This window comes from Pseudomonas sp. NBRC 111143 (assembly GCF_001320965.1).
Classification (GTDB): Bacteria; Pseudomonadota; Gammaproteobacteria; order Pseudomonadales; family Pseudomonadaceae; genus Aquipseudomonas; species Aquipseudomonas machongensis.
This window is the reverse complement of record NZ_BCBT01000023.1, coordinates 78,406-88,490: the sequence shown is the minus strand read 5'-3', so window position 1 is coordinate 88,490 and position 10,085 is coordinate 78,406. Positions and strand designations below refer to the sequence as shown.

Annotated in this window: 13 protein-coding genes; 8 read left to right on the top strand and 5 right to left on the bottom strand. The window is 64.8% G+C overall.

Features of this window, described 5'->3' with window-relative positions; genetic code table 11:
• Positions 1-5 precede the first annotated feature (5 nt).
• Both APH44_RS14625 and APH44_RS14620 read right to left on the bottom strand, forming a co-directional pair.
• Complete coding sequence (locus tag APH44_RS14625; protein WP_054893320.1) at positions 6-386, bottom strand: hypothetical protein; 381 nt, start codon at positions 384-386, stop codon at positions 6-8.
• 126 nt (positions 387-512) lie between these two features.
• Positions 513-1,985 carry a nitrous oxide reductase family maturation protein NosD gene (locus APH44_RS14620; protein ID WP_054893319.1) on the bottom strand — a complete coding sequence of 491 codons (1,473 nt, stop codon included), beginning with the start codon at positions 1,983-1,985 and terminating at the stop codon, positions 513-515.
• 217 nt (positions 1,986-2,202) lie between these two features.
• Here APH44_RS14620 and APH44_RS14615 point away from each other — a divergent pair, with 217 nt between their 5' ends.
• From APH44_RS14615 to def, 3 genes are all read left to right on the top strand, one after another.
• Positions 2,203-2,382 (top strand): CsbD family protein, encoded by a 180-nt coding sequence (locus APH44_RS14615; protein ID WP_023629533.1) that lies wholly within the window; start codon positions 2,203-2,205, stop codon positions 2,380-2,382.
• Positions 2,383-2,568: 186 nt separating this feature from the next.
• The gene (locus APH44_RS14610; RefSeq protein ID WP_054893318.1) at positions 2,569-3,525 is read left to right on the top strand and encodes a YihY/virulence factor BrkB family protein; all 957 of its coding nucleotides are present in this window, start codon (positions 2,569-2,571) and stop codon (positions 3,523-3,525) included.
• Positions 3,525-4,061, top strand: a complete 537-nt coding sequence (def, locus tag APH44_RS14605) for a peptide deformylase (protein ID WP_054893317.1) — start codon at positions 3,525-3,527, stop codon at positions 4,059-4,061. The genes APH44_RS14610 and def overlap by 1 nt, the downstream gene beginning before the upstream one ends.
• Here the strand turns inward: def and APH44_RS14600 are convergent.
• Positions 4,016-4,465 carry a GNAT family N-acetyltransferase gene (locus APH44_RS14600; protein ID WP_054893316.1) on the bottom strand — a complete coding sequence of 150 codons (450 nt, stop codon included), beginning with the start codon at positions 4,463-4,465 and terminating at the stop codon, positions 4,016-4,018. The genes def and APH44_RS14600 overlap by 46 nt on opposite strands.
• Before the next feature lie 222 nt (positions 4,466-4,687).
• On the opposite strand from APH44_RS14600, the gene APH44_RS14595 reads away from it, so the two are divergent.
• On the top strand, positions 4,688-4,942 hold the full coding sequence (locus APH44_RS14595; protein WP_054893315.1) for a DUF2790 domain-containing protein: 255 nt from the start codon (positions 4,688-4,690) through the stop codon (positions 4,940-4,942).
• 3 nt (positions 4,943-4,945) lie between these two features.
• Here APH44_RS14595 and APH44_RS14590 read toward each other — a convergent pair whose 3' ends face one another.
• Positions 4,946-6,316 (bottom strand): PLP-dependent aminotransferase family protein, encoded by a 1,371-nt coding sequence (locus tag APH44_RS14590; protein WP_156343754.1) that lies wholly within the window; start codon positions 6,314-6,316, stop codon positions 4,946-4,948.
• Positions 6,317-6,391: 75 nt separating this feature from the next.
• On the opposite strand from APH44_RS14590, the gene APH44_RS14585 reads away from it, so the two are divergent.
• From APH44_RS14585 to APH44_RS14570, 4 genes are all read left to right on the top strand, one after another.
• Complete coding sequence (locus tag APH44_RS14585; protein WP_054893323.1) at positions 6,392-7,345, top strand: threonine dehydratase; 954 nt, start codon at positions 6,392-6,394, stop codon at positions 7,343-7,345.
• A 150-nt stretch (positions 7,346-7,495) separates the two neighbouring features.
• On the top strand, positions 7,496-7,921 hold the full coding sequence (locus APH44_RS14580) for a nuclear transport factor 2 family protein (protein ID WP_054893314.1): 426 nt from the start codon (positions 7,496-7,498) through the stop codon (positions 7,919-7,921).
• 24 nt (positions 7,922-7,945) lie between these two features.
• Entirely contained in the window at positions 7,946-8,290 is a 345-nt protein-coding gene (locus tag APH44_RS14575) for a YciI family protein (RefSeq protein WP_054893313.1), read from the top strand.
• Between the two features lie 42 nt (positions 8,291-8,332).
• Positions 8,333-9,580: an RNA polymerase sigma factor gene (locus APH44_RS14570; RefSeq protein WP_054893312.1), complete on the top strand. Its 1,248-nt coding sequence runs from the start codon at positions 8,333-8,335 to the stop codon at positions 9,578-9,580.
• Between the two features lie 23 nt (positions 9,581-9,603).
• On the opposite strand, the gene APH44_RS14565 is transcribed toward APH44_RS14570, so the two are convergent.
• Positions 9,604-10,074, bottom strand: coding sequence for a MaoC family dehydratase (locus APH44_RS14565; protein WP_054893311.1), 471 nt, complete (start codon positions 10,072-10,074; stop codon positions 9,604-9,606).
• Between the last annotated feature and the right edge of the window lie 11 nt (positions 10,075-10,085).

Sequence of the window (10,085 nt, the reverse complement as noted above, 5' to 3'; positions counted from 1 at the left end):
CCTGATCAGGCCTGCACGAAGGTGCTGAAATCCAGTTGCTCACCGCCTGGGCGTGTGTCACGCAGCAGCGAGTCGCGGTCGGCGCTCAGCGCCAGGCTGATGGTCGAGCGACGCTTGCCGGGGTGGCGGACTTCCATCTGTTCCTGATGCGCGCGCAGGAAGTTGACCGGCACTTTCAAGTGCTGCAGTTCGTCGGTTTCCGGGGTGTGCAGCAGCAGGTTGACCCAGTCGGGCTGGCCTTTGCGCAGCAATGCCACCGGTACCTCGAACCACCACAGGTTGCGTTTCTTGTCGAGGATGGCGAACAGGGTGTTGTCGCGGTCGAGCACCGGCCGGTTCAGCGCTTGGTTGCGCCGGGCGATGGCGGTGGGTTTGTCGAGTTTCATGCAGGTTCCTGCGGGTTGACGCCAGAAAGGCCTGACATTGTGCGGGGTGGCGCCGGGCGCGGCAAGGGTTGCGGGGTGGGTTGCGCCGGCCTCCTCACGGGTTTGCCCGCAAAGAGGCCTTGAGCTTCAGCGCCGCAACGGCTGGCTCAACTCCGAGGTCGCGCCATCGGCGGTGGTCACCGTCGCGGTGAAGCTGTTCAGCCCCGCAATGGCATCCAGCGTCTTCTCGAACCGTGCCTTGCCCTGGGCATCGCTGCCCACCATCACCTCGCCCAGATACTGCTCCGCTTCCCGCCCATCCGCTGCCGCATTGCCGAACACCTCGATGCGCAACAGGCTGGATGCCGGCCCTTGCACTTCACCTTGCAGCACATGCCTGGCAAGCCCGGTCAGACGCGGCGCCTGTTGATTGTGATTGGGCAGCGGCTGGCACGGCTGGGGTTGGCCGCTGCCATCGCAGATGATCGCCTGGTCCTTCTTCGCCAGTTCCGCGCCGACACCACGCGAGCCGACGTACAGCGCGTGGGCCTGGGCTGGCACACCGAAGATGATCGCGCCGGTGCGCTGGTCTGCTACGCACGAGCCCCCCGCCTCGCAGCGCCGGATGTCCAGGCCATTGCCCCAGATGCGATTGGCAGTGACGCGTGTGGCGGTGACTTCCGGCTCCGGACGCAGGGCCACGCCGATGCGGTTGCCGTGGATCAGGTTGCCGTCGAGGATGTTGCCCTCGCCGGTCACGCTGATGCCGATGGAGTTGCCGGTGAAGGTATTGGCGCCCAGGTAGTTGCGCTTGCCCCAGTTGATCTGCAGGCCGTCGGAGTAGTTCTCGAAGCGGTTGCGCACCACGCTGTTGTCGTTGCCCAGCAGGATCTCGATGCCCTGGGAGGGCTCGGGGTTGGCGTCGGTGGAGCGGAACAGGTTGTCGGCCACCAGGTTGAAGGCGGCGCCGCGGGTCAGCTCCAGGCCGTCGCCGTTGTCGATCAACTGGTTGCGCAGCACCTTGTTGTTGAGCGTGGTGGTGGCCGTCGGGTTGCCCGCGCCGTCATCGCCCGTGAGCATGATCCCGGCCCCGCCCTTGTTGGCGACGATGCGGTTGTCTTCGATGACGTTGCCACTGGCGCGGTTGACCAGGATGCCGATGCAGAAGTTGCGCACCTCCAGGCCGCTCAAGTGCACCCCCTGGGTGTCGCGCAGCACCAGACCGGGGTTGGTGGTAGTGCGTACATTGGTGCCGAACTGGCCGGGCAGGGCGCCAGGGCAGGTGCGTACCCCCTGGTCCTTGATATAGCCGGCGCCGTCGATGGCGATGTACTGGCCGTCACGTGCCCAGGCCAGGCCGGTGATGCGTAGCGGGCCCTTGATTTCCGGCAGTGGCCGGCTCGGGCGGATCACGTAGGGCGGCTCGCCGACCGCGGCGATGTCGATGCGGTAGTGGCCGGGGTTGCGGTTGCTGGTTTCCAGGGCCCAGCGCAGGGTGCCGGGTTGGTCGTCATCGGTGTAGCGCTCGACCCGCAAGGTTTGCACGGCGGCCGGGGTGGCGGCGAGGGCGGGCAGGGGAAGTAACGGCAGCATGGCCGCGAGTAGGGGCATCAATCGCATGTGCAAGGTTTCCACGAACTGTTGTTTTTATGAATGGCCGGATTCTAGAGCTGCGCCTTCCGAGTGCGCAGCGGCGCTGGGACAATTCGGTGCGGTATTCGCCCGCTGTTTGCCGTTCGGCTTGGTGCCCGAGAAATTGTTGAAACTCTTGCGCAAGCGAACCGGTCCACTTTTTGTCGACACGGTTCACGTGTCTCTTTTTTGCAGGAGATTCGCCATGAGCGGCACCAAAGACAAAGCCAAGGGCCTGGCCAACGAAGCAGTTGGCAACATCAAGCAAGGCGTCGGTAAAGTGACCGACAACGACAAGCTGCGTGCCGAGGGCAAGGCCCAGGAACTCAAGGGCGAAGCGCAGCAGGCGGTGGGCAAGGTCAAGGATGCGGTGAAAAAGCCTTGAACCGCGGTTGATGCACAGGGCCTTGTGGGCGCGCCGTTTTGCGCCCATGAGGCCTTACCGTTTTGCCCCAACGTCCGCCGTAGCCGTTTTCCTGATTTCGCCAGTGAGCAGTACGCGGTGCGCGTGGTCTATTAGACTTGTCTGCACAGTTGCAACCACGACGATCAAGCGGCGAAAGGAGACGCTATGATTTTTCCCGCCCTGCAGGGCCTGCCTCTGCACCGCGTGCTGGTGCGCACCGTCAAGGAATTCCTCGATGACGAGATGTCCACCTATGCCTCGGCACTGGCCTACCAGATGCTGTTCTCGCTGTTCCCTTTCATTCTGTTCCTGATTGCCCTGATCGGTTTCCTGCACCTGCCCGACTTCTTCTCCTGGTTGCGCCTGCAATCGGAGCTGGTGCTGCCGCCCCAGGCGCTCGAGCAAGTCAACCCGGTGATCGACCAGTTGCAGCAATCGAAGGGCGGATTGCTCTCGGTGGGTATCGTCATCGCCCTGTGGACGGCCTCGGCCGGCGTGCGCCTGATGATGAGCGCCATGAACGCCGCCTACGATGTGCCCGAGGGCCGTCCGGTGTGGAAGCGCATCCCGCTGTCGATCTTCTACACCATCGGCATTGCCGGCATGCTGCTGGCCGCCGCCGCACTCATGGTGCTGGGGCCGCAGGTGATGGAGTGGATCGCGGCCCAAGTCGGCCTGCAGGAGGTGATCGTCACCATCTGGACCGTGCTGCGCTGGCCGGCGATCATCATCCTGATGATGGTGGCGGTGGCGCTGATCTACTACGTGATGCCCGACGTGAAGCAGAAATTCCGCTTCATCACCCCAGGCTCGGTACTGGCGGTGGTGGTGTGGATCGTCGCTTCGCTGGGCTTTGCCTACTACGTCAAGACCTTCGCCGACTACAACGCCATGTACGGCAGCATCGGGGCGATCATCGTGCTGTTGCTGTATTTCTATATCTCCGCCGCCGTGCTATTGCTGGGCGCCGAGATGAACGCGGTGATCGAGCACATGTCGGCTGAAGGCAAGAACCCCGGCGAGAAGGAATTCGACGGCGAGCAGCCGAAGGAGACCATCACTGTGCTCGGCCATGAGCATCCCGCGCATGCCGAACCCCAGACCCGTGAGCCGAATCCCTGATGATCCGTGACATCCTCAAGATGGGCGATGAGCGCCTGCTGCGCGTCGCACCGCCTGTGCCCGAGCACATGATCGGCAGCCCTGAGCTGCAGCAACTGATCGACGACATGTTCGAGACCATGCGCCACGTCGGTGGTGTCGGCCTGGCCGCGCCGCAGATCGGCATCGACCTGCAACTGGTGATCTTCGGGTTCGAGCGCAGCGAGCGCTATCCGGACGCCGAGCCCGTGCCGCAGACAATCCTGCTCAACCCGCTGATCACGCCGATGTCCACCGAGCTCGAGGAGGGTTGGGAAGGGTGCCTGTCGGTGCCGGGCTTGCGCGGTGTCGTGCCCCGCTACAAGCACATCCGCTATGAGGGCCTTGACCCTCAGGGGGCCCCGATCAACCGCTTCGCCGATGGCTTCCATGCGCGGGTGGTGCAGCACGAATGCGACCACCTCATCGGGCGGCTCTACCCATCGCGGATCCAGGATTTTGCCCGCTTCGGCTACACCGATGTGCTGTTCCCCGGGCTCGACGTTGCCGACGACTGAGCGCACACCATCGCTACCAGCGCTTTGCTGCGCTGGTAGCGGGCCAGCCGCGAGGCCAGTTCGGCGGGCAGGGCGCTCGCCGTTGTGAAAGCCTGCCGCGCATAGAAGCTTTGCAGTTCGGGGTGGCAGAACAGCCAGGTCGGGCCTGTGCTGTTGGCCAGCGCTGCGCTGACCAGCCCTGCGGCAACACCCTGGCCACGCCACTGCGGCGCCACGAACAGGCCGGTCAGCCAGTGGCCGTCGGCGACGGGCGTCAGGTTCAGTGCACCCACCATCGCCTGCGCGCGCGCAACCCACAGTTGGCCCTCTGCACTGGCGCGCATGCGCGAGCCGTGCTGGCGGTAGAAGTGGTCGAGCAGGCGGCGCTGCGAGCGGCAGAGCGGGAGGAATTCGGGCAGGGTCATGGGGGGCTTTTGTCGCAGATTGTTGCAAATCTGGCAAGGGTGAATATCCGACTGCAGGGTTCAAGTATTCGGTGGCGGGCGTAGAATTTCACTCATCCCTTCTGCAGTACGACGATGCGGGATCGGTGCTTCGTGTCATCGCCGACGATGACAACTTCTCCGCGCCAGTGACGGCATAAGAAGTCAATCGATCAACGTGATTGCTTTCAAGGCCACAGACTCATGAAAACTTTACTCATTCTTGCATTGGTCGGGATGTCTTCGCTCGCCCTCGCGGACGAGGCCAAGACCACCCAGACCCAGCCCCCGGTGCAGTACGATTACTCGATGAACCTGGATATCAAGCGGGTGATCAATCTGTCGACCATCCCCGATGTCTGCGAGGTGGTGCCGGCAACCATGACCTATGAAGATCATCAGGGTCAGGTGCACACCATTCAGTACCGAGCCATGGGCGAGGGTTGCCAGCAGGGGTGAGTGCTATCTGCCTGCCAGCTCGCCAAGTACCGCGCGCACGACGTCCAGCCCTTGCTTGAGCTGCGCGCGGCTGGTGGCGGCCGACAGGCTGATCCGCACTGCCCTCACTTCATCGCCCCCCACCGCGAAGACACTGGCCGGCACCACTTCGACCCCGCGTGCCCGGCACGCCCCTACCAGGGCTTCAGCAGGCCCTGGGGTGTTCACCCAGACATGCGGCGAGGGTTCATCCTGAGCACGCATCGCTTCACCGAATACCCGCCGCGCCAGGCGCCAGCGCTCCCCGATTTCCTCCCGTTGCCAAGCCAGTCGCCGCGCGGCTGTGCCATTGGCGATCCATTGGCAGGCGATGCGCAGGTTCAGCGGTGATACCGGCCAGTGCGTGGCCCGGGCATGCGGGTCGATGTGTTCCAGCACCGATGCCGGTGCGGCGATCCAGCCCAGGCGCAGCCCCGCGGCGACCGTCTTGGACAAGCTGCTGACGAGTATCCCCTGGCCGTCGAGCAAGGGGTACAAGGGCGCCCGCTCGCTCAGCGCGCCATAAACATCGTCCTCGATCACCCGCAGGCCGTGGCGCTTCACCACCTCGGCGACGGCCTGGCGACGGCTGTCGCCCATGCACGCCCCGGTGGGGTTGTGCAGGGTGGGTGTGGTCACCAGCACCCTGGCGCCGGTGGCCCGCGTCACCCGGTCGAGCTCATCCGGGCGCAGCCCTTGGTGATCCAGGGCCACGCCATGCACTGGCAGGCGTAACTGGCGACACGCTGCCTTGATCCCTGGTGCGGTCAGGGCTTCGACCATGACCGCCTCGCCAGGCTGGCACAGCGACTGCAGCACACAGGCCAGCCCTTGCTGGGCGCCGCCGCACAATAGCAGGTCGTCAGCGCCCAGCGTCAGCCCGCGCTGGGCCAGCCAGCGTGCGCCATGCAGGCGAGCGAGCAGCAACTGGTCGTGATCGAGGTAGTGATCGAGCAGGTTGAGGTCGTCCGCCTGCAGCAATGCCTGGAGGCTGTGCTGCAGGTCGTGCGGGTGCGGATCGGCCACGGGTACGTTGGTCGACAGGTCGATCAGCGACGAATGCCGGTCGTGCTGCTTGAGGCGAAACAGCGTTGCTTCCTTGCTACCCGCCAATACGTAGGTACCTCGCCCGACTTCGCCGGCCACCAGATGTCGCGCGGCAGCTTCGCGATAAGCCTGCTGGGTGGTGCTCGGGTTGAGACCCAGCTTCCAGGCCAGGCGCCGTTGTGGCGGCAGACGTTCCCCTACCTTGAGTTCACCGCGCTCGATGGCGGCGGCGATGGCATCGACCAGTGCCAGGTAGCGGGGTTGGGTGTCGTCGATCAGTTCCGGGGTCCACACGAAATTGCTACCCATGCAATATAAGGTTTGACCCATACAATGCCCGGCGCTCAGGATCGTCGCAACTGCCCTCGATGAAGGATGATCGCCATGTTCGACCTCACAGCCCTGCGCGAAGCCGCCGATTTCGTTCACCAGCATGTGCCTGCGACGCCACAGCACGTCTGGCCGTTGCTCGCCGAGCGGGCCGGCTGCCAACTGTGGGTCAAGCATGAGAACCATGCGCCGACCGGAGCATTCAAGGTGCGTGGCGGGCTGGTCTATGTGCGTTCGCTGCTGGCCAGCGGTGATGTGCCTCCGGGGCTGGTCACCGCCACCCGCGGCAATCACGGCCAGAGCATGGCCCTGGCGGCGCGTCAGGCAGGCTTGCCGCTGGTGATCGTGGTGCCTGAAGGCAATTCGCGGGAGAAGAACGCCGCCATGCGTGCGTTGGGCGCCGAGCTGATCGAGTACGGTGTCGATTTCGACGTGGCCCGTGAATACGCCGCCCAGCTGGCCGAGCAGCGCGGCTACCGGATGGTGCCCTCGTTCCACCCTGAGCTGGTGCGCGGCGTGGCGACCTATGCGCTGGAGCTGTTCGAGGCCGTGTCGGACCTCGACACCGTGTATGTGCCGATCGGCATGGGTTCGGGCATCTGCGGGCTGATCCAGGCGCGCAACCTGCTGGGGCTGCGGACCGAGATCGTTGGCGTGGTGTCCAGCGCTGCGGATGCCTATGCACAGAGCTTCGAGCTGGGGCGTATCGTCACCACGGCCACCGCCGACACCTTTGCCGACGGCATGGCCTGCCGCGTGCCGCACCCGGACGCCTTCGCCCTGGTGCGTGAGCATGCCACGCGCATCGTGCGGGTGAGCGATGACGAAATCGCCCAGGCCATGCGCCTCTACCACGAAACCACCCACAACACCGTCGAAGGCGCGGGTGCCGCGGCGCTGGCCGCACTGTTGCAGGAGCGCGAACGTCAGCAGGGCAGGAGGGTTGCGGTGGTGTTGAGCGGGGCCAACGTGGACCGGGCGCGTTATGCGCAGGTGCTGGCTGGGTAAAGACAGCGAAGGCCCGTCGACACAGGCCGATAACGGAAAACCGCAAAAAGTTTTCCAGCGTTGTCGATTCCTCCCATCCCCAGTCGACCATCAGTGAAGGCGCCGCAAACACTCGGCGCCACCCACTGATGACCTGCTGGAGGCTTGCCCATGAATACCCCCGCCGAAACCGAAATCCGTCAACTCATCGACGGCTGGATCCAGGCTGTGCGCGAGCGCGACCTGCCGGCCATCGTCGCGCCCTACGCCGATGACATCGTTGCCTTCGACGCCATCCAGGCCCTGCAATTCAAGGGCAAGGCCGCCTACCAGGCGCACTGGGAAATGTGCATGGGCTTTTGCACCGGTCCGATGGTCTTCGAGGTGGCCGAGCTGGACGTTCAGGCCGATGGCGACCTGGCCCTGGCGCATTGGCTCAACCGCTGCGGCCCGGCCGACGATGAAAGCCAGTGCGGCTTCATGCGCGTCACGGTGGGCTATCGTCGTAGTGCAGGGCGCTGGCAGGTGATCCATGAGCACTGGTCGGCACCGTTCGACATGGAAACCCAGAAGGCTCGCTTCGACCTCAAGCCCTGAACCGTACGTCAGCTGGAGACGATCATGAAATACCTGTGCCTGGTCTATTGTGACGAGGGGCTGCTGCACAGCCTGCCCGACAGCCCCGAAGACGCCGAGTGCATGGCTTACGCCGAGTCCCTGCACGGCTCAGGGCGGATGCTTGCGGCCGAGGCGCTCAAACCGGTGCAGACGGCCACCACCGTGCGCATGCGCGCTGGCAAGATGAGCCTGACCGACGGGCCCTTCGCCGAAACCAAGGAACAACTGGCCGGCTTTTACTTGGTCGATGCCCGCGACCTCAACGAGGCACTGAACATCGCCAAAGATATTCCGGCGGCGCGGGTCGGCAGTGTCGAAGTGAGGCCGGTGCGCGAACTGCAACCCTGATGACGGGAGGTCAGCCAAGATGATGCCGCGGACCGCAACACGATGACGGGTGATGAGCTGCATGCCCAGGTCGAGGTTATCTACCGCCGCGACTCGCGGCGCATCCTGGCGACCCTGATCCGCCTGTTGGGTGATTTCGACCTCGCCGAGGAGGCCCTGCATGATGCCTTCTTCATTGCCGTCGAACGCTGGCAGCGCGACGGCATGCCGGCCAACCCGCGGGCCTGGCTGGTCTCGGCCGGGCGTTTCAAGGCCATCGATGCCTTGCGCCGCCGCGCCCGTTTCGACCGCTCGCAGGCACAGCTGATCATGCAACTCGAAGACCCGGCGCAGGATCCGAGCGAGGAGGAACTGCTCGCTGACGACCGTTTGCGCTTGATCTTCACCTGTTGCCACCCGGCGTTGTCCGCCGATGCCCAGGTCCCTTTGACCCTGCGTGAGGTGTGTGACCTGACCACCGAGCAGATCGCCCGCGCGTTCCTGCAATCGCCCTCGACCATCGCCCAGCGCATCGTGCGGGCCAAGGCCAAGATCCGCGATGCACGAATTCCCTACCAGGTGCCCGCCATGGGCGAACTGGCCGAGCGCCTGGAAAGTGTGTTGCGGGTGATTTACCTGGTGTTCAACGAAGGCTATTCGGCATCGGCAGGGGAAGACCTGGTGCAGCGCGACCTGTGCGACGAGGCGATTCGCCTGGGGCGGCTGCTGGCGCAATTGCTGCCAGACCCGGAGGTGTTCGGCCTGCTGGCGTTGATGCTGTTGCAGGCCTCGCGGCTGCGAGCGCGCACCGATGGCGAAGGCGAGCTGGTGCTGCTCGACCAGCAGGACCGTAGCCTGTGGGACAAGGCACAGATCGAGGAGGGGTGCGCCCTGGTGCGTCATGCGCTGGGCAGCCGTGATATCGGGCCCTACAGCGTGCAGGCGGCGATCGCTGCGGTGCATGCCGAGGCCGCCAGCGCCCAGGAGACCGACTGGGCAGAGATCGTCGGCCTGTATGACGTGTTGCTGCGGCACTGGCCGTCACCTGTGATCGAACTCAACCGTGCAGTGGCGCTGGCCAGCCGTGACGGCGCGGCGGCGGGCCTGGCAGAGGTGGAGGCGATTCTGGGGCGGGGCGAGTTGCTCGACTACCATCTGGCCCACGCGGCACAGGCTCAGTTGCACGGGCAATTGGGGCATGTGCAGCAGGCCCGGGAGGCGTGGGTCAGGGCGCTGGCGCTGGCCCGCCAGGAACCTGAGCGGCGGCATATCGAGCGCTGCCTGAGGGCGTTGGAGCCCTGTCGCAGGTAGATCCGCGACAGGATACTGCTCGGTCAGCCGGCGACAAAGTTCGGCGGCGATACCAGCTCCACCGTCTGCTGCTTGCGGGGTGCCAGGATCTCGGCCTCGCCCTCGACTACCAGTTCGTCGTTCTGGTTGTACACATTGGTGGCGATGCGCACCTTGAACTTGGGCAGCTTCTCGAGGATTTCCAGGCGTACGGTCAGGGTGTCGCCAATCTTCACCGGCTTCTGGAAGCTCATCTTCTGCCCCAGGTAGATGGTGCCTGGCCCTGGCAGGGTGCAGGCAACCGCAGCGCTGATCAGTGCGCCGCTGAACATGCCGTGGGCGATGCGCTCGCGGAACATGCTCTTGGCCGCGAACTCGGCGTCCAGGTGCACGGGGTTGTGGTCACCGGACATGGCGGCGAACAGCTGGATGTCGCGTTCTTCCACCGATTTTTCATAGCTGGCTTTCTGGCCGACTTCGAGGGCTTCGTAGGGCGTGTTGGTGACCTGGGTCATCAGGGCTTCCT

Excerpts from the sequence above, each read along its gene's own strand:
- APH44_RS14625 (WP_054893320.1), bottom strand. The coding sequence starts at position 386 with ATGAAACTCGACAAACCCACCGCCATCGCCCGGCGCAACCAAGCGCTG.
- APH44_RS14620 (WP_054893319.1), bottom strand. The coding sequence starts at position 1,985 with ATGCGATTGATGCCCCTACTCGCGGCCATGCTGCCGTTACTTCCCCTG.
- APH44_RS14615 (WP_023629533.1), top strand. The coding sequence starts at position 2,203 with ATGAGCGGCACCAAAGACAAAGCCAAGGGCCTGGCCAACGAAGCAGTT.
- APH44_RS14610 (WP_054893318.1), top strand. The coding sequence starts at position 2,569 with ATGATTTTTCCCGCCCTGCAGGGCCTGCCTCTGCACCGCGTGCTGGTG.
- def (WP_054893317.1), top strand. The coding sequence starts at position 3,525 with ATGATCCGTGACATCCTCAAGATGGGCGATGAGCGCCTGCTGCGCGTC.
- APH44_RS14600 (WP_054893316.1), bottom strand. The coding sequence starts at position 4,465 with ATGACCCTGCCCGAATTCCTCCCGCTCTGCCGCTCGCAGCGCCGCCTG.
- APH44_RS14595 (WP_054893315.1), top strand. The coding sequence starts at position 4,688 with ATGAAAACTTTACTCATTCTTGCATTGGTCGGGATGTCTTCGCTCGCC.
- APH44_RS14590 (WP_156343754.1), bottom strand. The coding sequence starts at position 6,316 with ATGGGTAGCAATTTCGTGTGGACCCCGGAACTGATCGACGACACCCAA.
- APH44_RS14585 (WP_054893323.1), top strand. The coding sequence starts at position 6,392 with ATGTTCGACCTCACAGCCCTGCGCGAAGCCGCCGATTTCGTTCACCAG.
- APH44_RS14580 (WP_054893314.1), top strand. The coding sequence starts at position 7,496 with ATGAATACCCCCGCCGAAACCGAAATCCGTCAACTCATCGACGGCTGG.
- APH44_RS14575 (WP_054893313.1), top strand. The coding sequence starts at position 7,946 with ATGAAATACCTGTGCCTGGTCTATTGTGACGAGGGGCTGCTGCACAGC.
- APH44_RS14570 (WP_054893312.1), top strand. The coding sequence starts at position 8,333 with ATGACGGGTGATGAGCTGCATGCCCAGGTCGAGGTTATCTACCGCCGC.
- APH44_RS14565 (WP_054893311.1), bottom strand. The coding sequence starts at position 10,074 with ATGACCCAGGTCACCAACACGCCCTACGAAGCCCTCGAAGTCGGCCAG.